The organism is Agrobacterium sp. NPDC090283 (assembly GCF_044769685.1).
Classification (GTDB): Bacteria; Pseudomonadota; Alphaproteobacteria; order Rhizobiales; family Rhizobiaceae; genus Agrobacterium.
Genome location: NZ_JBIVYG010000016.1, coordinates 15,145 through 36,298, shown reverse-complemented (window position 1 = coordinate 36,298; position 21,154 = coordinate 15,145). Strand labels below are relative to the sequence as shown.

Below are 21,154 nucleotides of genomic sequence, written 5' to 3'. Positions count from 1 at the left end.
TGCCGGTCCTCTTCCAAGTGACGATAACAAACAAAGGTTGGGAAAAATGAAAAAGGCAATTCTGTCAGCCGCCATCGGCGCAGCAGTTTTGGGAGGAGCCTCGGTCGCTTCGGCTGCAACGCTTCAGGACGTCAAGTCGAAAGGTTTCGTTACCTGCGGCGTCAGCGCTGGCATTCCGGGATTTTCCAATCCCGATGACAAGGGCGAATGGTCCGGCATCGACGTGGACTATTGCCGTGGTATTGCCACCGCGGTTTTCGGTGATCCGTCGAAAGCCAAGTTCGTCGCCCTTTCGAGCAAGGACCGCTTTCCGGCCCTGCAGTCCGGCGAAGTCGATGTTCTGACCCGTAACACCACCTGGACGATCAGCCGCGACACGTCGCTTGGCTTCAACTTCCGCACCGTCAACTATTATGACGGCCAGGGCTTCATCGCCAAGAAGAGCCTCAACGTGAAGTCCGCTCTCGAACTCTCCGGCGCCGCCGTCTGCGTTCAGACCGGCACGACCACCGAGCTCAACCTGGCCGACTACTTCAAGACCAACAATCTGCAGTACAACCCGGTCGTCTTCGAAAAGGAATCCGACGCAACCTCCGCTTACGATTCGGGCCGTTGCGACGTTTACACCACCGACCAGTCCGGCCTCTACGCAATCCGTCTGAAGCTGAAGAACCCGGACGAAAACGTCGTTCTGCCGGAAGTCATCTCCAAGGAGCCGCTCGGCCCGGCCGTTCGCCAGGGTGACGACCAGTGGTTCGACATCGTGACCTGGGTTCACTATGCGATGGTCAACGCCGAAGAACTTGGCATCACCTCCAAGAACGTCGACGAACAGAAGACCAGCGCCAACCCGGACGTAAAGCGTCTGCTCGGCACCGAAGAAGGCACCAAGATCGGCACCGATCTCGGCGTGACCAACGACTGGGCCTACAACATCATCAAGCTGGTGGGTAACTACGGCGAAGTCTTCGACCGCAACGTCGGCGCTGGCTCGCCGCTGAAGATCGAGCGCGGCCAGAACGCGCTGTGGACCAAGGGCGGCCTGCAATACGCACCGCCGGTCCGTTGATCGGCCCCATCACGGCTGGATCATAAGGAGGCTGGGCAACGCCCGGCCTCCGCTTCAAATTATATAAATAAGCTCGCAAAGAGCACATAAAAGGGAAAGGTGCCTATGGCAGGCAACGCGGTCAGTTCGCAACGATCGCGCGCGCAAAGCGCGTCGTCACTTATCTACGATCCACGTATACGCGGAATTTTCTATCAGGTTCTGACAGTCGTCATCCTGGCCGCTTTCGTCTGGATCATCGTGACGAATACGATCACCAATCTTCAACGGGCAAACATTTCATCCGGTTTCGGCTTCCTCAACGGAAGAGCCGGTTTCGACATCGGCCAGTCGCTGATCGCTTATACCAGCGACGCAACCTATGGCCGGGCATTGCTCGTTGGCATTCTCAATACGATCCAGGTCGCATTCTTCGGCATCATCGCCGCCTCGATCATCGGTTTCATCGTCGGCATCGCCCGGCTGTCCAACAACTGGCTGATTTCGAAACTCGCGCAGGCCTATGTGGAAATCTTCCGCAACATCCCGCCGCTGCTCGTCATCTTCTTCTGGTACAAGGGCGTCATCTCGGTTCTGCCGCAGGCGCGCGACTCGCTGGAGCTGCCGCTCGGAAGCTACCTCAACAATCGCGGCTTCTTCTTTCCCAAGCCGCTTTGGGGAGAAGGCACCTGGCTGATACCGCTGGCCTTCCTCGTCGCCATCATTCTCAGCGTCTTCGTTTACCGCTGGGCGAAAGCCAGACAGGAAAAAACCGGCCAGCAGTTCCGCACCGGAATAACGGTCGCGCTTCTCGTCATCGGCCTGCCGCTGGCGACATTTCTGGCGCTCGGGGCGCCGCTGACATTCGACTACCCGATTGCCGGGCGCTTCAATCTCTCGGGCGGCGCGGTCGTCGCACCTGAATTCATGTCGCTGTTTCTGGCGCTTTCCTTCTACACCGCCTCCTTCATCGCCGAGATCGTTCGCGGCGGCATCAAGGCCGTGGCGAAGGGCCAGACGGAGGCTGCGGATGCGCTCGGGCTTCGCTCCAGCACCACGACGCGCCTGATCGTCGTTCCGCAGGCGATGCGCATCATCATCCCGCCGCTGACAAGCCAGTATCTCAACCTCACCAAGAACTCCTCGCTTGCGGTCGCTGTCGGTTTCGCCGACATCGTCTCCGTCGGCGGCACGATCCTGAACCAGACGGGACAGGCGGTCGAAGTCGTTGCAATCTGGCTGGTCATCTATCTCTCGCTGTCCATTCTCACGGCCGTGGTCATGAACTGGTTCAACGCGAAAATGGCCCTGGTGGAGCGATAACGATGACGATCAGCAATCACGCTTTTGTGCGACAGACCATCGAGGACGCCAAACCCGCGCCCTCGAGCGCCGTCGGCTTCGGTCACTGGCTGCGCACCAAACTCTTCGCCACGCCGAAGGACACTGTCCTTACGGTTCTCGCCCTTGCCCTGCTCGCCTATCTGGTGCCGCCGATCGTCAAGTGGCTGTTCATCGACGCGGTATGGACCGGCAGCGATCGCATCGCCTGCCTGACCGCTTCACAGGGCGGTGCGCTTCCGGACGGTCAGTCCGGGGCATGCTGGGCGTTCGTCTCGGCCAAGCTCGGACAATTCGTCTTCGGCCGTTACCCGATCGACGAACGCTGGCGTCCCATCCTCGTGATGGTGACGTTCGCCATCCTGCTGATACCGATGCTGATTCCAAAAGCGCCGTTCAAGCGACTGAATGCGCTGGCGCTTTTCATCATCCTGCCCTTCATTGCGTTTTTCCTGCTCATCGGCGGCGTCTTCGGCCTGCCGAAGGTGGAAACGCAGCTCTGGGGCGGCCTGATGGTGACGCTCATCCTGTCGTTCTTCGGGATCACGGTGTCGCTGCCCTTCGGCATTCTTCTGGCACTCGGCCGGCGGTCGAACCTGCCGGTCATCAAGATGCTCTGCGTGCTCTTCATTGAGGTTATCAGAGGCATTCCGCTGATCACCGTCCTGTTCTTCGCCAGCATCATGCTGCCGCTGTTCCTGCCCGAAGGCTGGACCTTCGACAAGTTCCTGCGCGCACTGGTCGGCGTGTCGCTGTTCTCCTCGGCCTATATGGCGGAGGTGATCCGCGGCGGTCTGCAGGCCATTCCGAAGGGACAATATGAAGGGGCGGATTCGCTCGGCCTGAACTACTGGCAGAAGACGAGGCTGATCGTGCTGCCGCAGGCGCTGAAGCTCGTCATTCCGGGCATCGTCAACACCTTCATCGGGCTGTTCAAGGACACGTCGCTGGTCTCGATCATCGGCATGTTCGATCTGCTCGGCATTGTCACACTCAACCAATCGGATGCGAACTGGGCGACACCCGTCACCGCCATGACTGGCTATATTTTCGCTGGTTTCGTATTCTGGATATTCTGCTTCGGCATGTCGCGTTATTCGCTGTTCATGGAACGGCACCTCGACACCGGGCATAAACGATAAGGGACGCTCAAATGGCAGAAACCCAAGCAAAAAAACTGGCCGTCTCGACAACGGACGTGGCAATCGAACTCATCGGCATGAACAAGTGGTATGGCGACTTCCACGTGCTGCGCGACATCAATCTGAAAGTCATGAAAGGCGAGCGCATCGTCATCGCCGGTCCTTCGGGGTCGGGCAAGTCGACCATGATCCGCTGCATCAACCGGCTGGAAGAACATCAGTCGGGTACGATCAATGTCGATGGCATCGAGCTCACCAACGATCTCAAGAAGATCGACGAGGTGCGCCGCGAGGTTGGCATGGTGTTCCAGCACTTCAACCTCTTCCCGCATCTGACCATCCTCGAAAACTGCACGCTGGCGCCGATCTGGGTTCGCAAGATGCCCAAGAAGGAAGCCGAAGAAGTGGCGATGCACTATCTGAAGCGCGTCAAGATCCCCGAGCAGGCCCATAAATATCCCGGCCAGCTCTCCGGCGGCCAGCAGCAGCGTGTGGCGATTGCCCGCTCGCTGTGCATGAAGCCGAAGATCATGCTGTTCGACGAGCCGACCTCGGCGCTCGATCCGGAAATGGTGAAAGAAGTGCTCGACACCATGGTCAGCCTCGCCGAAGACGGCATGACCATGCTGTGCGTGACCCACGAAATGGGCTTCGCCCGCCAGGTCGCCAACCGCGTCATCTTCATGGACCAGGGCCAGATCGTCGAACAGAATTCGCCCGCCGAATTCTTCGACAATCCGCAGCACGAGCGCACCCGACTGTTCCTCAGCCAGATTCTGCACTGAGACCTTTTACCATCAACGCATCATCCAACGGGGCCGTTTCGGCCCCGTTTTTTTTTGTTGCAGGAACAGTGCGCGACGCCCACCGTCATCCTCGCCCTTGAGGCACTGCTGTCTGATTTAAATTTTCACGCGCCGCCTATAACATTGATTTTTAATGAAGGTCAGACGTCACTTTCCTTTTGGACACGAATGAAGTATGGGCGTTCTTTCGATGAAGGGCAAACCTCGCCAAACACTCTGACGTCATCCTCGGGCTTGTCCCGAGGATCCGCAACGTCTTGATTTTGTTGACGTGTTTAGATCCTTGGGACAAGCCCAAGGATGACGTTGAGAAAAATGCGCAACGTTCACCGTCAATTTCCATGCCATATAAAGTACCCAGAAATTTAAACCGGACAGCAGTGCCTCAAGGGCGAGGATGACGGCAAACGTGTCCTCCCTCTTCATTCTCTGGCTGTTCGGTTCCAATTCAGCCAAAGCCGCTCTGAGTCGTCGTTTCACAGCCTGCGCCCCAAGCGAAAGGCCTCAAAACCGCACCGCCCCAACCATTTAACCATTTGTTACGAAACAGAAATCCTTGTTTTTCAGGGCTTGTGGCCGCCCATGTCATTTTTTTGTCAAATCATGCATTTTTCCGCTTGCGGACCAACCGGAGCCTGACTATAAGGGCGCCACACCACAAGCGCACGCGCCCTTCGTCTATCGGTTAGGACGTCAGATTTTCATTCTGAAAAGAGGGGTTCGACTCCCCTAGGGCGTGCCACTTGCCTTCGTGTTCCCCCTTTAAAATATCTCCATCATCCGATCATCGTCGTGAATTTTTCGCGCGTCTCCACTGCCGCGGAACCGATTCCCGGTCGGCACGTTAGAATGGCGTCCCCCGATGGAAGGCAAGCCGGATGAAATGCCACCCGGCAGATCAACCGGCTTGCCTTTCCCCTCACCCCGACCACAGCGTCCATTCGTCCCGGACCGCAGCTTGATGCCAGCTAAGGGTCGGAAATCCGCCTTACTGACCTTTCACGCGGTATGAGGGCATTATCGCCCGCAGCGATTGGGGCGATATTTCAAGGTCTTGGCCGGTTCCACCACAGTTTTCCACAGCCCTTTCGGCTTCCATAAAAAAACTCGTCACGAAGCGGAAAAAATCAATTTTTCCGCTTGCGGACCAACCGGAGCCTGACTATAAGGGCGCCACACCACAAGCGCACGCGCCCTTCGTCTATCGGTTAGGACGTCAGATTTTCATTCTGAAAAGAGGGGTTCGACTCCCCTAGGGCGTGCCACTTGCTTCTCCCTAAAAATCAACAGCCTGCACGCAGATCTTCACGCATCGCGTAAAGATGCCGATACCCGTCTGATCTGTCCGTACAAAACGTTGCTTCCGTAAAACCAAGGATCGTTTGCAGCTCGCTCAGGGTGCGAAAGCCGCGTCCAGAACGCGCAACTGCACGCGCCTCTGGCCCTGCCAGAGATCGGCGCCAACGGTGCCTGCAACGTGAATGTTCCTGCCGCGCGCATTCAGCAGCATCTGCCCCAGAGGAGCTTCAGCAGCACGAAAGGCGATACCGTCCAGCCGGGAGCCATCCATGGCCTCCAGCGTGATCTTGACGTGCGCTGTGCCCACAAGCCGCACATCGCGCAGGCGATGCGCCGGCACGGCAAAGATCGGCTGTGAATGACCCGAACCATAAGGACCGGCCTGCTCCAGCTGGTCGACAAGCTGCAATGTCGCACCCGAGGCGCCGATGGCACCGTCGATTTTCAGCACGCTGCTTTCCACCAGCTCGTTCACCGTCCTGGCCGCCGCCTCCTCGAAGAAAGTCCGAAGCCTGCCCAGATTGGCGCGCTCGACCGTCAGGCCAGCCGCCATGGCGTGACCGCCCCCCTTGACCAGCAATCCCGCCTCCACGGCGGCGCGCACCATGCGGCCCATATCGAAACCGTTGATCGAGCGGCCGGAGCCGGTACCCTTGCCGGAGGGATCGAAAGCAATGGCGAAAGCCGGACGACGGAATCGATCCTTCAGGCGCGAGGCAAGCAATCCGACAATACCCGGATGCCAGTTCTCGCGCGCGGTGACGATGACGCCTGCACCCGAGCCGTCGCCATATTCGAACAGCGCCTCGGCCTCGGCCTCCGCCAGCATGGCCGCTTCCATCGCCTGCCGCTCGCGATTAAGCTCATCCAGCCGCTCGGCAATCACCTCGGCCTGCGAGGAATCATCGAGGGTCAACAAACGGCTGCCAAGCGCAGCATCGCCGATGCGGCCGCCGGCATTGATGCGCGGCCCGATCAGGAAGCCGAAATGATAGGGGGTCACAGGCCCGCCCAGTCCGGCCTTTTTAAACAGTGCCGCCAGCCCGGCATTGTTCATATGGCGCGCAGCGATCAGCCCCTTCACCACATAAGCGCGGTTCAGCCCCTTTAGCGGCACCACATCGCAGACTGTCGCAAGCGCGACGATATCGAGAAGCGACAGCAGATCGAGCGTGAAGGCCTGCCGGTTGCGTCTGTCCTTTAACAGCCGCAACGTGGCCACCAGCACCAGGAACACCACACCGGCGGCGCAGAGATGCCCCTGCCCCGAAAGATCGTCCTCCCGGTTGGGATTGACCAGCGCCACGGCCGGCGGCAACTCCGTGCCGACCTGATGGTGATCGATCACCACCACATCCGTTCCGGCGTCTTTCGCAGCCTTGAGCGACTCATGGCTGGTGGAGCCGCAGTCGACCGTCACGATCAGCGTCGCGCCATTGGCGGCAAGCTGCTGCATCGCCGCCGGGTTCGGCCCGTAGCCTTCGAAAATGCGGTCGGGAATATAAATCTCAGGTGTCAGCCCGAAATGCGCAAGAAAGCGATACATCAACGCGGAAGAGGCGGCGCCGTCGACATCGTAATCGCCGAATATCGCCACCTTCTCGCCGGTCTCGATGGCACGCACCAGCCGCCCGGCGGCCTTCTCGCAATCGGTCAGCATATGCGGATCGGGCATCAGGGAACGGATGGTCGGATCGAGGAACGCCAGTGCGTCATCGACGCCTACCCCACGCCCGGCAAGCACGCGTGCGATCAGTTCGGGAATGGCATGGATCTGGGACATCGCCAGCGCGCGGTTCTGACCGGCCTGATCCAGCCGCGACACCCAGCGCTGTTCTGTCGCCGACCGCTCCACGCTTAAAAATGCGCGGGCCACGGTATCGGCCGGCTCCATCATTGCCATCCTGCCCCTTCGTCCTGTCCTGCGCGCCTATCCGCGCCTTAATGATTAGAACGGGCTAAATGGCGGTGGCGCGTTTTTCAAGCAAAAACGCGCATTCGCGGGTTCACACCGAAAAAATCGAAAAGAACGGGCTGACGATCGAGACGGCTCCAACGAGCAGCAGCAGCGAGAAAACGGCAAGCGAGCACCAGTTGCGCTCATGCTCCCCGATATCGAATTCCATGCTGCGAATATTGTCATTGGCAGTGTGCGGCCGCGCCCGGTGATGGGCTGCCAGAACGCCTGCGCGCTTATTGTCCTTGAACAGGATGATCGATGTCACGGCCACGCCTCCCTCGCTTGGTGAACAGGATTAACCATAGTGCCGAATCGCCTTGTTTTCCAGCGGTTCTGACGCCGTCCCCCCCAAATTTTATGGGCGTGAGACCACCGGCATGATGAAGGCAGTCATACAACGAAAAACCGCGCCTCCATCCGGAAGCGCGGCCCTCGATAATATCAAGATAAAGAAGCGTCTCAGGTGCGCTCGATGCGGATGACCTGCGGCTCGCTGACGAGATATTTCTCGTTCTTGATCGCCTTGACGGCCTTGCGGATCGCATCTTCCATCGTCGCATGGGTGACGAGGATGATGGTCTGCGGCGCGCCTTCCACATGCACGCGCTGGCGCTGCACGATGGATTCCAGCGAGATGTTATTGTCAGCCATGCGGGTGGCGATGGAGGCGAAGACGCCGGCCTGGTCCTTCACCGTCAGGCGGATGAAATAACCGCCCTCATGGCTCTTCATCTTGGCGCGGCGGTATTCCGTCAGCGATTTTGCCGGACGGCCGAGAACCGGCACCTGCTGGGCGCCCGGACGGCTCTTGGCGATATCGGCGATATCGCCCAGCACAGCGGATGCCGTGGCGTTGCCGCCCGCACCCGGGCCGACCATCAGCAATTCGCCGAGAATGTCGGATTCGATCGCCACCGCATTGGTGACGCCATCCACCTGGGCGATAACGGAATCGAGCGGCACCATGGTCGGATGAACGCGCTGCTCGATGCCGGATTCGGTCACCTGCGCCACGCCGAGAAGCTTGATGCGGTAACCGAGTTCGGCGGCCGCCTGAATGTCCTCGCTGGAAATATTGGTGATGCCTTCCAGATAGATGTCGTCGGCCGAAATCTTGTTGCCGAAGGCAAGCGTCGTCAGAATGGCGAGCTTGTGGGCGGTGTCGTTGCCCTCGATATCGAAAGCCGGATCGGCTTCGGCATAACCCAGCCGCTGCGCTTCCTTCAGACAGGCCTCGAAGGACAGCCCTTCCTTCTCCATCTTGGTGAGGATGTAGTTGCAGGTGCCGTTCATGATGCCGTAGATGCGCGACACATGGTTGCCGGTGAGAGACTCACGCAGCGCCTTGATGACGGGGATACCGCCGGCCACCGCCGCCTCGAAGTTGAGAAGCGCACCCTTGTCTTCGGCAATGGTCGCCAGTTCAACACCGTGCTTGGCAAGCAGCGCCTTGTTGGCCGTCACCACGTGGAGACCACGTGCCAGCGCTGCCCGCACCGCATTTTCCGCCTGCCCCGAAGCGCCACCGACCAGTTCGACGAACACGTCGATATCGGCTTCGCTCGCCAGCTGCTCCGGCGTATCGAACCAGGTAATACCCTTGAGATCGATGCCGCGGTCGCGCGAACGGTCGCGCGCGCTCACCGCAATAATCTCAATCGCGCGTCCGCAGGTAATCGCAAGTTCGTTGCTTCTCTGCTGGAGGATGCGCACGAGCGAAGCGCCGACAGTGCCGAGCCCCGCTATGCCGATTCTCAATGAATCTGCCATGGGTATGTTCCTGATTTGCTGGTGATGGTGGCGGCCGAGGCCCGGCCGCCTTCGGTTGCCCTTATCTGTGGGCGTTAAGCGAAACGACATTGTGCATCGTTTCGTCTGCGCTCGACAGGAAACGCTTCAGATTGCGCGCTGCCTGACGAATTCGATGCTCGTTTTCCACGAGCGCGAGACGGACGTAATCATCGCCCATCTCGCCAAAGCCGATGCCGGGAGCAACGGCGATATCGGCCTTCTCGACCAGAAGCTTGGAGAATTCCAGGCTGCCGAGATGGCGGAACTTTTCCGGGATCTTCGCCCAGGCGAACATCGTCGCCGCCGGCGGCGGAACCTCGAAACCGGCCTTGCCGAAGGTGTCGACCATCACATCGCGGCGGCGGCGATAGACATTGCGCACTTCCGCGATGTCGGAACCGTCGCCGTTCAGCGCATGGGTCGCCGCAACCTGGATCGGCGTGAAGGCGCCATAATCGAGATAAGACTTCACACGCGTCAGCGCCGCGATCAGCCGCTCGTTGCCGACGGCAAAGCCCATGCGCCAGCCGGGCATGGAGAAAGTCTTCGACATGGAGGTGAACTCCACCGCAACGTCGATTGCGCCGGGAACTTCGAGAACCGAAGGCGGCGGGTTGTTTTCGTCGAAATAGATTTCCGAATAGGCAAGGTCGGAAAGCACGATGATCTCGTGCTTCTTCGCGAACGCGATCACGTCCTTGTAGAAATCGAGCGAGGCGACATGCGCCGTCGGGTTCGACGGGTAGTTGATGATCAGCGCCAGCGGTTTGGGAATGGAGTGGCGCACCGCACGCTCCAAGGGCCCGAAGAAGCTCTCATCCGGCTCGACATTCATCGAGCGGATAACGCCGCCCGCCATCAGGAAGCCGAAGGCATGGATCGGATAGGTGGGGTTCGGACACAGGATCACGTCACCCGGTGCCGTGATGGCCTGCGCCATATTGGCGAAGCCTTCCTTGGAACCGAGCGTGGCGACGACCTGGGTATCGGGGTTCAGCTTCACGCCGAAACGACGGGCATAATAGGCTGCCTGCGCACGGCGAAGGCCGGGAATGCCCTTGGACGAGGAATAACGATGGGTGCGCGGATCCTGAACGACCTCGCAGAGCTTGTCGACGATGGCCTTCGGGGTCGGAAGGTCGGGATTGCCCATGCCGAGATCGATGATATCGGCCCCGGCCGCTCGCGCGCTCGCTTTCAAACGGTTGACCTGTTCGAAGACGTATTGCGGCAGACGCCGGACCTTGTGAAACTCTTCCATCTCTTTCCTCATGGGAATGGACCGGTTCTGCCGGCCCATAACGAAGGTTCGTTTTTTGTTGTTAAACGCCGCCGACACGAACCGACCCGGCAGGCGTTATTCATTGTAGCGCAAAGCACGGGAAAACCTACAAGGCTTTTCTCGGCCCACACGCCATCGCGATCATCCGCCTGCGCTTCGGAACAGCCTTTTCGGCCCCTTTGGCAAGGCGGATCGCGCAATAGGATCAAGGAACTTGCATAACGCCAGATTCTTGGAAAATGCAAGGCAAGCCATGCTCAAGAACGGCCATTCCTTTCGTTCAGCCGCGCTCGCCCTTCACAATTGCCGCGCGGATGACCGAAAGCACGCGCTCCGGCTCGATATCCGTGCAGATGAGCTGGCTCGGATGCCCGTCCCAATCACCCGGCGGAAAGGCGCGTCCGTCAGGCTTCTGGATGGTCTGGCCGTCGGCAAGCCCGCCGCAGACGACACGCACCGGGCCGCTGCGGGTGGTAAACAGTTCCGGCGCGACGAGATAAACGCAGGCGCAGCTATCATGCACCACCATGCCGTCGCCGGTGCGGGTCTTGTAAAAATCAATGTAGAACTGCGACAGGTCGGACAGCAGCTGGACCGGCTTGCCGCCGGCCTCTGCCATCTCTGCCATGAAGGCGCTGGTCATCACCGTTTTTGTCGTCACGTCGAGACCGACGACAACCACACGCCAGGGCGCGGTGAAGACGAGATCGGCCGCTTCCGGATCGCCATGAATATTGGCCTCGGCCGCCGGCGACACGTTGCCGTTCATGTCGAAGGCACCGCCCATGACGATGACCTCCTTCACCAGCGCGGCGAAATCCGGCTCTTCGCGCAGCGCCAGCGCCAGATTGGTCATGCGGCCAACGGCGATCAACGTCACCTCGCCGGGATTGGCCTTTACCGTCTCGATGATGAAGCGATGCGCCGGGCGCGGATCGAGCGGCAGATCGATGGTCTCAGGGATATCGATATCGCCGAGACCGTTTTCGCCGTGGATGAAGGTCGGCCAGTGGCCTTCCTTGCGGGCGGGATCGAAGGTCACGCCGGCGCCTCTCGCGACCGGTGCGGTCATCTGCCATTCCCGCTTGAGGAAGAGCGCATTGCGGGTGGTGATATCGATGGGGGCGTTGCCGAAAACCGTGGTGACGCCGATCAGATCGATATCGGGGTGACGGTGCAGGAACAGAAGCGCCATGGCGTCGTCTACACCGGGATCCGTATCGAATATCACTTTATGCATAATGCCCTCATCCATATGTCTCAGGCGTCAACCGTCCTTCCGGCGACGCGCCACGGAAACATAGCGATAAGCGGCCACACCGCAATCCCCTGCCCGCAGCCGAACGCACAGAAAGAGATTGCGCGGTCACCCTTTCGGTGAAAGAAGAAGCCCTCTCCTTCCGCCTGCCCGGACATATCAAGTGCAAGACATCGCCCTTAACGTATTTATCGTTCTCTTCTGCGTCGCCATCTTTGCCGGCTTTATCGATTCCATCGCCGGCGGCGGCGGTCTCATCACCATTCCGGCGATGCTGATCATGGGTATCGCGCCGCTCGATACGCTTGGCACCAACAAGCTGCAATCGCAGTTCGGCTCGGCCTCCGCCACCATCGCCTATGCCCGGCGCGGCCATGTCAATCTGAGGGAACAAATGCCCATGGCCGTCATGGCCATGCTCGGCGGCGGGCTCGGCGCGGTCACCGCCGCCTTCGTGCCGTCCGACCTCCTGCGCACCATCATGCCGTTCCTGCTGATCGCGATTGCGCTCTATTTCGCCTTCAAGCCGCAGCTCAGCGATATCGACAGCCATCGCCGCATCACACCCTTCGTGTTCGGCTTCACCGTCGCGCCGCTGGTGGGCTTCTACGACGGCGTTTTCGGCCCCGGCGCGGGTTCCTTCTACATGCTTGCCTTCGTGGCGCTTGCCGGTTTCGGCATGTTGAAGGCAACCGCCCATACCAAGCTTCTGAACCTCGGCTCGAACTTCGGCGGTTTCGTTGTGTTTGCGATAGGTGGTGCGGTCTTGTGGAAGCTCGGCCTCGCCATGGGCGTCGGCCAGTTCATCGGCGCACAGATCGGCTCCCGCTTCGCCATGAAGAACGGCGCGAAGATCATCCGCCCGCTGCTGGTGCTTTCCTGCCTCGCCATGGCGACGAAGCTCCTTGCGGATGCATCATCCGCATGGTCCATCGCCGCGATATGGGAAACCATATTCCCGAAATAACCGGAAACCGCAAAGCCGGGAGAGTGTCGTCAGAGATCAGCGCCTGCCGTCACGCCGTGGCGCGGCGTCTGCGATCGGCAATTTCCCGGATCACCACCATGGCACCCACGAGCTTGTAGGCGGAGGAATAGCAGGGGGACATTTCCAGCGACTTCACGATCGTCCGACCGTTCTGATCTTCCGCATAGGTATATTTCGACGTATCGCCCTTGAAGCAATTGTCGAGTTTTTCCCTGAGGTCGTTCTGGAAACGGTGGACGCCGACGAGTTCGGCAATGTGGCAGCCGACAAGCCCTTCCGGCGCATTGCGCTGGAAAGCATCGAGCGCATTGGCAAAGGACACGCGGTAGCCGGGAGAAACGATGACCACCGGCTCATCCAGATCGTTGAGCATGTCTTCATCGAGGATCAGATGGCGGTGATGCCACTCCAGTGTGTCCTCGTCCTCGTCACCGATGACCTTGGCCTTGGGCGGCATGCCGACATAACGGTCGACCAGGGTTCTCAGAAGCTCGGAATTGCGCTGCACGCAGCCGAGATCCTCCGCCTCGTGGTTCAGGAGGTCGATGGCGAAACGGAACTGTTCGCGAATATCCTCGGAGTTTTCTGTCTGGCGCCCGACGACCCGCTCGAGAAGCTGCTCCAGTTCACGCTCCAGCACTGCGATCTTGTCGGCTTCGTTTTTACCAACGGCAGATTGCAGTTCCGTATAACGCAGCCAGAACAACTCAATCAAATCTTTCAACCCAACTCTCCCTGAACGGGCATAACCCGGTTCCCAATGCGAACGGATTAACCCTTTGCCCCCTGATTATAGCGTCTTTGCGCTTAAAAATGACGTAACGAAACGCAGGAACGCCGCGAGGATTGTTGTCCAAAATATCACAGCAGCCGCTAATTTTTCAATTTCGATAATCCATGAACGAAAAATGAGGTTCCACTAATATGGAAAAACATCCAAACGCACAATTTCCCGGCCGAATTTCGTGAAAATCGCGGAAAATCCGGCCGCACGGCAGTCACCTCAAATCTGGTGCTTCACGTCCCAGCGGTCGTGATACCACAGCCATTGTCCGGGGTATTCGCGCACCCAGCTTTCCACCTTGTCGTTCAGAAGCTGCGCCGTCGCCTGAATGTCGACATTGCCCTTCTCATCGCGCGGAATTTCAACCTTGGGCTCTATTTCCAGCCTGTAGCGATTGTCGGGAAGACGCACGCAACGGGCGGGATAAACATCGCAGTTGAACTGCCGCACCAGCTTGGCAAGCAGCGGATTGGTACGAACTTCAAGGCCGAAGAACTTCGTCGTCAGACCCTTGCCGAACTTCTGGTCGACGAGCACGCCGACGCCGCCGCCCTTTTCCAGCTGCCGCGCCAGCGCGAAGGAGGAACCGGCATGCGAGGGCACGAGGTTGCCCATGCGCTCCTTGCGGAAATTGAACACCTTGTCGGCCACGAAAGGATTGTTCGGCGGCCGGAACAGCACCGTGACATCAAGACCGAAGGCCGAACTTGCGACCGGCAACAGCTCGAAATTGCCGCTATGGGCGGTAAAGACGATGAAGGGCCGCGGATTGTCGCGCAGTTCGAGAAAGGTCGGAATACCCTCGACCTCGATGCGGCCCGGTTCGTTCTTTTCCGGATCGAAATCGAACAGCCGGTCGAGAAACACATATTCCGCCGCAAGCCGGCCCATATTGGCCCAGCTATCCATGGCGATCGCAAGCCGCTCCTCCTCGGATTTCTCCGGAAAGGCGCGCGCCAGATTATGGAGCATCAGCCTGTGGCGGCCGGTTTTCGGCCCCACGAAGCGCGCCAGCCGGTCGGCGGCGCGAATGCCCGCATCGGCAGGAAAAAGCTTCAGCAGATTGAGAAGGCCGAAGGCGAATGTCGCGATCAGCCACTGCCGGAAGTGGTCCAGTTTCAGGACAATCCGTGTCAGGAACAGCTTCAAGATGCTCAGTCCATCCGCAGAACGATCTTGCCGAACACCTGGCGCGTCTCCATGCGCTCCAGCGCCCGGTCGATATCGTCGAAGGTGACTTCGGTGTCGATGACGGGATGAACGATGCCACGCGCCATCTTCTGCATGGCGTTGGCCATGTTTTCCATGCGGCAGCCGAAGGAGCCGAGCAGCTTCAGCTGCTGCTGGAACAGCATCATCAGGTTGATTTCGGTGGAAACGCCCGAGGTGGAGCCGCAGGTGACAAGACGGCCACCGCGCTTCAGCGAGAACATCGAGGCGACGAAGGTGTCCTTGCCGACATGTTCGAAGACAACGTCGACACCTTTCTTTTTCGTCAGCTTGCGCACGACGCCTTCGAAACGGTCGGTCCGGTAGTTGATGACATGATCGGCCCCGAGCGCCTTTGCCCGTTCGATCTTGTCGTCGGAACCGACTGTGGTGATGACGGTGCAGCCCATCTTCTTCGCAAGCTGGATCGCCGCCGTGCCGATGCCGGAACCGCCGGCATGGATGAGGATGGTTTCACCGGGCTCGAGCTTGGCATTGTCGAACAGCATGTGCTCGACGGTGCCGAAGGTCACCGGCGCCAGAGCCGCAGCAACGGCGTCAATGCCATGCGGAGCCGGCACGAGCTGGCGGGCGGGAATATTGATCTTTTCCTGCGCAAAACCGTCAAGGTGGAAACCGTGCACGCCCTGCACATGTTCGCACAGATTGTCGCGGCCTTCGCGACAGGGCTTGCACAGCCCGCAGGTGCGCGCGCCATAGACCGAAACCAGCTGACCCGGCAGCACATTCGAAACGCCCGGACCGATGGCTTCGACCACGCCCGAAGCCTCGGCGCCAATGGTGAGCGGCATCTTGCGCTTGGCGAAAGCCATGCCGCGCCAGCCCCATACGTCGATGTGGTTCAGCGCCACCGCCTTGACGCGCAGAGTCACCTCGCCCGGCGCCGGCGCATCCGGTTCGGGCAGGTCCACTTTTTCGAGCTTCCGGTCGTCCACGAGTTGAAGAGCGCGCATGTATCAGTCCTTCGCCCGAGGGCGTTATCTAAAAAGCTATTCCAGCAAAACTCTGTAACCGTTTTGCGGCCGGAATGCGTAATCAAAGAAGCGAGAGCGTTTCCGCAATTGCCTCGGAAACGCTCCTGTTTATGGCGAAACCGGTTAAGCCGGTTCCCGCGTCATGACAAGGCTTGCATTCTGCCCGCCAAACCCGAAGGAGTTCGAGAGAACCGCGCCCACCTGAGCATCCCGCTTCACATTCGGCACCACGTCGAGCGTGATGGTCGGATCGGGATTATTGTAGTTGATCGTCGGAGGCAGCGTTCCGGTCAGCATGGTCTGTAGCGAGAATACCGCTTCCACGGCGCCTGCTGCGGTCAGGGTATGACCGATCATCGACTTGTTGGACGACAGCGGAATATCCTTCAGGCCTTCGCCGAAGACGGCCAGCATCGAGCCATATTCCATCTTGTCGTTTTCCGGTGTCGAGGTGCCGTGGGCGTTGATATAGCCGATATCGCTTTCGGCCACGCCCGCATCGGCCAGTGCCGCGCGGATCGTCGCAATCGCCGGCCCGCCATCGGGCGAAGACCGCGTACGGTGGAAGCTGTCGGCTTTTTCACCCGCACCCTTGATGATGCCGAGCACCTTCGCGCCGCGTGCGACCGCCGCTTCGAGCGATTCCAGCACCAGCGTCGCAGCGCCTTCGGCGATCACGAAACCGTCGCGGTCCTTGCTGAACGGCTTGGAGGCCTTTTCCGGCGGGTCGTTCTGGGTCGAAAGCGCAGACAGCAGCGAGAAGCGGATCAGCGCTTCGGCGCTGACCGAACCGTCGGTCGCAACCGTCAGCGCCCGCTCGGTACGCCCCTGGCGGATGGCTTCGACGCCAAGCTGGATCGCGGTTGCACCGGATGCACAGGCGGTGGAAAGCGTTACCGGCAGGCCGCGTGTGCCGAAACGGTCGGAAAGACGCTCGGAGATCGCGCCGAACAGGGCAGCTTCCTGAAACGCCGGGTCGGGACGCTGGCGGAAAGCCGTCAGGAACCGTTCATAGGCGTCACCCGGCTGGGCGGCCGGCGGAGACCGGTCGGCAAGCTCGAAACGGGCGCTCCATTCCGGCTCGATAGGCGGCGCTGCGAGAAACAGCGGGCCGTCGAAATCGCCGGAGATACCGGCCTGCGCCAGCGCCTCGATGGTGGTTTCGCGGGCGAAAGCATAGGAACGCTCGACGGAATTCGGAACCGGGATGTCGATGAAATCCACCGTGCCGCTGATACGGGTCGAAAGCCCCTCGGTCGGGAAGCGGGTGATCTTGTGAATGCCCGATTTGCCCGATGTCAGCGCCGCCCAGTTATCGGCAAGCCCCTGCCCGAGCGACGTGATGATGCCCATGCCGGTGACGGCGACGATGGGACGACCGAGATGATCCCTGAAATTGGAAGTCATGGTCTTTCTCCTCAAACGTCGCGGGACAGAACGGCGACACCTTCGCCGCGCACATGGCCGACGGTGGTGACGACGGCTTCGGTGGCCGCTTCGCCCATGGGTTTTTCCGCAGCCGCATCGAAGGTAGGAACCTTGGCGCCGCTTTCAAGCGTGAGCGCCGCGAGCGCGAGGCCGAGCGGAAACTGTGCTTCAAGTCCATGGCCGGTGACACCACCGAAACCACGAATGGCGGCATTCGGCAGGGCCTTTTCGAGAATGTCCTTCTCGCGGGCCGTGACATCGTCATAACCGCTGGCACCGGAAAACACGACGGTCGCAGCACTGTCCTTTGCAGGCGCAAGCAGGCGCTTCATACGCTTTTCCATCTTGCCGTCATCGCGGCTGCCGCGATCACCTTCAATGGCGTCGATACGGGCATAAATGCGCGCGCCGCGCGCGCTGGCATGCTTGCGCGATTCCAGCACGAGAAATGCGCCGAGCGAACCGGAAATCATGCCGCCGCCGTCCTGGTCGCCACGCGACCACAGCGGCTGCCAGCCGCCCTGCGCATGTGCGCCGATGGCTTCAAACAGCAGGATCATGTCGGGACGCTCAGCCGAGAAGGCACCGCCGACCAGCGCATGGCTCGATTCGCCGGAACGGATACGGTGGAACGCGGTTTCGACGGCGGAAATGCCCGCCGCTTCTTCGCCCATGAAGGTGCGCGACGAACCCGTAACCTTGTGCACGATGGAGATATTGCCGGCCATCAGGTTGGAAAGCTGGGCGAGAAACAGCGTCGGGCGCAGTTCCGTCGTCAGCTTCTCGTTCAGCAGCTTTTCGCGGTCATTGCGCTTCAGGGCTTCATCGACGATCAGCGTATCGACATTGATGTCGCGCTCACCGCCGCCGGCCGCCACGATCATGTCCATGGTGGCGCAGGCTTCGGCATTGTCCTTCAGCCCGGCATCGTCGAGTGCGAGACCGGCGGCGAAAACGCCGAGGCGCTGCCAGTTTTCCATCTGGCGCTGGTCGCCGCGCTTGGCGATCTGGGCCGACCAGTCGATCTCCGGCATGGGATGGACCGGATAGGGCTTGAACTTTTCGGTCTCGACAACCGGCTCCGGCACGGCGGCTCCGGAAAGAAGCGCCACATGCGCCTGGCTGCCAACGCCGTGACAGGTCACGATGCCGACCCCTGTTATCACCACATCATTGTCAGATTTCATCGTCTGTCATCCTTTGCAGCCGGCCCCGCCGAAACGGTCACGGCTATCCACAGCGGTTGCGAACAACCACGTCATGCGTTGCGGAATAAAGCGCGCGATGCGGATTGGCAATGGTGAAGGCCCGATCCGCCGTCGCGAGCCCACGATTTTCATCCGTCAAAACCGGGCCGACGGGAAAAACGCCCTCTTTCGAAACGGGCGGAAGCGCTTATTTCTGCGCATCCGCGGCAATGGCCGCCATCAGGCCGACTTCCTCGGCCCGCTTCTTGACGATGGGACCGAGCGGGATTTCGCTGAACGGCATGGTGCGCAGTTTCAGCTGCGCGTCGCAGACCTTCTTGCCGGCAGAGGTGATCTTCGCCTTGGTGACGGCAAAGCCCGAACCGTCATGCTCCAGCACGGCCTCGATGTCGAGAACGGCGCCCGGCTCCACGAAGGTGCGCATCTTGGCGCCATCCACCGACATCAGGAACGGCATGGAGGCAAAATCGGAAAATGCCAGAACCAGCATGCCGGAAGCCTGCGCCATGGTCTCGATCAGGAGCACACCCGGAACCAGCGGCATGCCGGGGAAATGGCCTTCGAATACAGGGCTTTTGTCGGGAACGACGGACTGCGCCTTCAATGTGCGCGCCGTCATGTCCACGGCTTCGACCTTGTCGATCATCTGAAAATATTCAAGCAGCATTCGTCCGGCCCGTCTCTGGTCGGTTAGTCATGGTTTGCCCGCAGGCGGCATCAAAAGAAAATGCCCGCCTGAAGCGGGCATTGTCACATCAGCCCTTGGCTGCGCGCAATTCGTCGATCTTGGCGCAAAGGTTCTTCAACACGAAATATTCTTCGGTGGAAACCTTGCCTTCGTTAACTTCCTGCGTCCACTGTTCGAGCGGAATCTTGATGCCGAATTCCTTGTCGATCGCGAAAACGATATCAAGAAAGTCGAGGCTGTCGATGCCCAGATCGTCGATCGTGTGGCTCTCCGGCGTAATGGTTTCGCGGTCGATTTCGCTGGTTTCGGCGATAATGTCGGCAACCTTGTCGAATGTAGCTGTCACGCCCATAATCCTTATTGTCGTTCGTATGAATTATCCTGTCTGACGCACCACATAGGCAAGTCGCACAAAAAAGCCAATGGTTTCGTGACGTAACTTTGAAATTTGCCCCAAAACTGTTGCCTAAACAGCAACCGAATGACGGCCGCGTCCATTGCCCAGATAGGTGTCGAAGATTGCCGCGATATTACGCACGAAGGGCTTTCCCGCCTCCGTGACGGCGAAAATATCGGCGTCCAGCCGCACCACGCCATCCCTGTCGCTTGCGGCAAAATGCTGCGCCTGATCCCTGACGGAATGGCTCACCCTGCCGAAACGATGCTGCAACTCGGAAAGATCGAGCGTGAAATCGCACATCAGCCTTTCGATGACATGCGAGCGCAGATGATCCTCTTCCGACAGTTCTATGCCCTTGACGACGGCAAGCCCGCCCTCGCCCACGATGCGCTGATATTCCCCCGTCGCCACCATGTTCTGCACATAACCCTGCGGCAGCCTGCCGATCGAGGATGCGCCAAGCCCGATCAGCGCATCGGCCGTGTCTGTCGTATAGCCCTGGAAATTTCGCCGCAGCGCACCGGCGTCGGCGGACTGGCACAAAGTATCGGCCGGCTTTGCAAAATGATCGATGCCAATCGCCTTGTAACCCGCCTGTTTCAGCATCTCTGCCGCCATCGTCATCTGCCGGTAGCGCTCGGCAATGTCAGGCAGGGCGTGCTCGGGAATGAGCGACTGGTGCTTCTTCATCCATGGAACATGGGCATAACCGAAAAGCGCGATGCGATCAGGATCGAGCGAAACGATCTGGTTGACAGTCTTCTCCAATGTCTCGCAGGTCTGGAACGGCAACCCGTAAAGAATGTCGCAATTGACCGAATGCACGCCCCTCGCCCGCACCGCATCCACCACGGATTTCGTCTGCTCGAAGGACTGGATGCGGTTGATGGTTTTTTGCACTTTGTCATCAAAGTCCTGAACGCCAAGGCTCGCCCGCGACATGCCGATGGCGGCAAGCGCATCGTAACGGCTGTCATCCAGATCGTTCGGGTCCATCTCCACACTGATCTCGGGCGCAAGTCCGAAGGTGAAGTGACGCCGCAGACAGTCCATCAGGCTCCGCATGTCCTCGGGTTTCAGCATGGTGGGAGAGCCGCCGCCGAAATGCACGGCACTCACCACGGCATCAGGTGAAACAAGGCGGCCCACCGCTTCGATTTCCTGCTTAAGTGCTTCCAGATAAACGGCAATCGGCTCGTATTTCAGCGTGTGCTTGGTGTGGCAGGCGCAGAACCAGCACAGGCGGTCGCAATAGGGAATATGCAGGTAAAGCGATATGCGGTTCCTGTGGCCAAGCGCGCCGAGCCAGTCGCGATAGGTCGTGTTATCGATTCCCTCGTGGAAATGCGGCGCGGTCGGATAGCTCGTGTAACGCGGCACTGCACCCGAATATTTGCGAAGAAGTTCGGTATTCATCACCGGATTTGCCTTTTATCAAGAAAATGTCGATTTCCTCTCTTTCAGTAACCGCTGCGACAGTTTGCAACTTTGACTTCAATCAAATTGCGCCATAAGTTCTTGCTAAAG

The 21,154-nt window shown here is 59.6% G+C and carries 18 protein-coding genes and 2 tRNA genes; 7 read left to right on the top strand and 13 right to left on the bottom strand.

Annotation, left to right across the window (positions count from 1 at the left end):
- Nucleotides 1-46 precede the first annotated feature (46 nt).
- The 6 genes from ACIQUH_RS20710 (at nucleotide 47) to ACIQUH_RS20685 (ending at nucleotide 5,602) form a co-directional block, all read left to right on the top strand.
- Complete coding sequence (locus tag ACIQUH_RS20710) at nucleotides 47-1,069, top strand: amino acid ABC transporter substrate-binding protein (protein WP_400818409.1); 1,023 nt, start codon at nucleotides 47-49, stop codon at nucleotides 1,067-1,069.
- A gap of 105 nt (nucleotides 1,070-1,174) precedes the next feature.
- Nucleotides 1,175-2,371: an amino acid ABC transporter permease gene (locus ACIQUH_RS20705; protein WP_400818406.1), complete on the top strand. Its 1,197-nt coding sequence runs from the start codon at nucleotides 1,175-1,177 to the stop codon at nucleotides 2,369-2,371.
- Between the two features lie 2 nt (nucleotides 2,372-2,373).
- Complete coding sequence (locus ACIQUH_RS20700) at nucleotides 2,374-3,531, top strand: amino acid ABC transporter permease (RefSeq protein WP_400818404.1); 1,158 nt, start codon at nucleotides 2,374-2,376, stop codon at nucleotides 3,529-3,531.
- A gap of 11 nt (nucleotides 3,532-3,542) precedes the next feature.
- Complete coding sequence (locus tag ACIQUH_RS20695) at nucleotides 3,543-4,316, top strand: amino acid ABC transporter ATP-binding protein (RefSeq protein WP_400818401.1); 774 nt, start codon at nucleotides 3,543-3,545, stop codon at nucleotides 4,314-4,316.
- 688 nt (nucleotides 4,317-5,004) lie between these two features.
- A tRNA-Glu gene (locus tag ACIQUH_RS20690) sits at nucleotides 5,005-5,079 on the top strand.
- A gap of 448 nt (nucleotides 5,080-5,527) precedes the next feature.
- Nucleotides 5,528-5,602, top strand: a tRNA-Glu gene (locus ACIQUH_RS20685).
- Nucleotides 5,603-5,730: 128 nt separating this feature from the next.
- Here ACIQUH_RS20685 and recJ read toward each other — a convergent pair.
- The 5 genes from recJ to ACIQUH_RS20660 all read right to left on the bottom strand — a co-directional run bounded on the left by recJ (nucleotide 5,731) and on the right by ACIQUH_RS20660 (nucleotide 11,909).
- The gene (gene recJ, locus ACIQUH_RS20680; protein ID WP_400818398.1) at nucleotides 5,731-7,539 is read right to left on the bottom strand and encodes a single-stranded-DNA-specific exonuclease RecJ; all 1,809 of its coding nucleotides are present in this window, start codon (nucleotides 7,537-7,539) and stop codon (nucleotides 5,731-5,733) included.
- 103 nt (nucleotides 7,540-7,642) lie between these two features.
- Entirely contained in the window at nucleotides 7,643-7,867 is a 225-nt protein-coding gene (locus tag ACIQUH_RS20675; protein ID WP_400818395.1) for a hypothetical protein, read from the bottom strand.
- A gap of 188 nt (nucleotides 7,868-8,055) precedes the next feature.
- Nucleotides 8,056-9,366, bottom strand: a complete 1,311-nt coding sequence (locus ACIQUH_RS20670; protein ID WP_400818392.1) for a homoserine dehydrogenase — start codon at nucleotides 9,364-9,366, stop codon at nucleotides 8,056-8,058.
- 61 nt (nucleotides 9,367-9,427) lie between these two features.
- Entirely contained in the window at nucleotides 9,428-10,648 is a 1,221-nt protein-coding gene (locus ACIQUH_RS20665) for an LL-diaminopimelate aminotransferase (protein WP_035223305.1), read from the bottom strand.
- A gap of 301 nt (nucleotides 10,649-10,949) precedes the next feature.
- Nucleotides 10,950-11,909: a nucleoside hydrolase gene (locus ACIQUH_RS20660; RefSeq protein ID WP_059758720.1), complete on the bottom strand. Its 960-nt coding sequence runs from the start codon at nucleotides 11,907-11,909 to the stop codon at nucleotides 10,950-10,952.
- A 181-nt stretch (nucleotides 11,910-12,090) separates the two neighbouring features.
- On the opposite strand from ACIQUH_RS20660, the gene ACIQUH_RS20655 reads away from it, so the two are divergent.
- Nucleotides 12,091-12,894: a TSUP family transporter gene (locus ACIQUH_RS20655; protein ID WP_400818389.1), complete on the top strand. Its 804-nt coding sequence runs from the start codon at nucleotides 12,091-12,093 to the stop codon at nucleotides 12,892-12,894.
- Nucleotides 12,895-12,943: 49 nt separating this feature from the next.
- Here the strand turns inward: ACIQUH_RS20655 and ACIQUH_RS20650 are convergent, their stop codons facing one another.
- The 8 genes from ACIQUH_RS20650 to hemN form a co-directional block, all read right to left on the bottom strand.
- Nucleotides 12,944-13,639 carry a hypothetical protein gene (locus ACIQUH_RS20650; protein WP_020810296.1) on the bottom strand — a complete coding sequence of 232 codons (696 nt, stop codon included), beginning with the start codon at nucleotides 13,637-13,639 and terminating at the stop codon, nucleotides 12,944-12,946.
- A gap of 279 nt (nucleotides 13,640-13,918) precedes the next feature.
- Nucleotides 13,919-14,848: a lipid A biosynthesis lauroyl acyltransferase gene (locus ACIQUH_RS20645; protein WP_400818385.1), complete on the bottom strand. Its 930-nt coding sequence runs from the start codon at nucleotides 14,846-14,848 to the stop codon at nucleotides 13,919-13,921.
- A 5-nt stretch (nucleotides 14,849-14,853) separates the two neighbouring features.
- Nucleotides 14,854-15,882 carry a zinc-binding dehydrogenase gene (locus ACIQUH_RS20640; protein WP_080790688.1) on the bottom strand — a complete coding sequence of 343 codons (1,029 nt, stop codon included), beginning with the start codon at nucleotides 15,880-15,882 and terminating at the stop codon, nucleotides 14,854-14,856.
- Nucleotides 15,883-16,026: 144 nt separating this feature from the next.
- A complete protein-coding gene (locus ACIQUH_RS20635) occupies nucleotides 16,027-17,310 on the bottom strand; it encodes a beta-ketoacyl-ACP synthase (RefSeq protein WP_065115765.1) in 1,284 nt (427 codons plus the stop codon).
- 11 nt (nucleotides 17,311-17,321) lie between these two features.
- Nucleotides 17,322-18,518 (bottom strand): beta-ketoacyl-ACP synthase, encoded by a 1,197-nt coding sequence (locus ACIQUH_RS20630; RefSeq protein WP_400818383.1) that lies wholly within the window; start codon nucleotides 18,516-18,518, stop codon nucleotides 17,322-17,324.
- A gap of 208 nt (nucleotides 18,519-18,726) precedes the next feature.
- Nucleotides 18,727-19,206, bottom strand: a complete 480-nt coding sequence (locus ACIQUH_RS20625; RefSeq protein WP_400818381.1) for a 3-hydroxyacyl-ACP dehydratase FabZ family protein — start codon at nucleotides 19,204-19,206, stop codon at nucleotides 18,727-18,729.
- Between the two features lie 88 nt (nucleotides 19,207-19,294).
- Nucleotides 19,295-19,579, bottom strand: a complete 285-nt coding sequence (locus ACIQUH_RS20620) for an acyl carrier protein (protein WP_003495848.1) — start codon at nucleotides 19,577-19,579, stop codon at nucleotides 19,295-19,297.
- 114 nt (nucleotides 19,580-19,693) lie between these two features.
- Complete coding sequence (hemN, locus tag ACIQUH_RS20615; protein WP_400818378.1) at nucleotides 19,694-21,043, bottom strand: oxygen-independent coproporphyrinogen III oxidase; 1,350 nt, start codon at nucleotides 21,041-21,043, stop codon at nucleotides 19,694-19,696.
- Nucleotides 21,044-21,154: the final 111 nt, after the last annotated feature.

Coding starts and splice junctions, on each gene's coding strand:
- ACIQUH_RS20625 (WP_400818381.1), bottom strand. CDS start 19,206: ATGCTGCTTGAATATTTTCAGATGATCGACAAGGTCGAAGCCGTGGAC.
- ACIQUH_RS20695 (WP_400818401.1), top strand. CDS start 3,543: ATGGCAGAAACCCAAGCAAAAAAACTGGCCGTCTCGACAACGGACGTG.
- ACIQUH_RS20640 (WP_080790688.1), bottom strand. CDS start 15,882: ATGCGCGCTCTTCAACTCGTGGACGACCGGAAGCTCGAAAAAGTGGAC.
- ACIQUH_RS20665 (WP_035223305.1), bottom strand. CDS start 10,648: ATGGAAGAGTTTCACAAGGTCCGGCGTCTGCCGCAATACGTCTTCGAA.
- recJ (WP_400818398.1), bottom strand. CDS start 7,539: ATGGCAATGATGGAGCCGGCCGATACCGTGGCCCGCGCATTTTTAAGC.
- ACIQUH_RS20710 (WP_400818409.1), top strand. CDS start 47: ATGAAAAAGGCAATTCTGTCAGCCGCCATCGGCGCAGCAGTTTTGGGA.
- ACIQUH_RS20660 (WP_059758720.1), bottom strand. CDS start 11,909: ATGCATAAAGTGATATTCGATACGGATCCCGGTGTAGACGACGCCATG.
- ACIQUH_RS20705 (WP_400818406.1), top strand. CDS start 1,175: ATGGCAGGCAACGCGGTCAGTTCGCAACGATCGCGCGCGCAAAGCGCG.
- ACIQUH_RS20700 (WP_400818404.1), top strand. CDS start 2,374: ATGACGATCAGCAATCACGCTTTTGTGCGACAGACCATCGAGGACGCC.
- ACIQUH_RS20670 (WP_400818392.1), bottom strand. CDS start 9,366: ATGGCAGATTCATTGAGAATCGGCATAGCGGGGCTCGGCACTGTCGGC.
- ACIQUH_RS20635 (WP_065115765.1), bottom strand. CDS start 17,310: ATGACTTCCAATTTCAGGGATCATCTCGGTCGTCCCATCGTCGCCGTC.
- ACIQUH_RS20620 (WP_003495848.1), bottom strand. CDS start 19,579: ATGGGCGTGACAGCTACATTCGACAAGGTTGCCGACATTATCGCCGAA.
- ACIQUH_RS20630 (WP_400818383.1), bottom strand. CDS start 18,518: ATGAAATCTGACAATGATGTGGTGATAACAGGGGTCGGCATCGTGACC.
- hemN (WP_400818378.1), bottom strand. CDS start 21,043: ATGAATACCGAACTTCTTCGCAAATATTCGGGTGCAGTGCCGCGTTAC.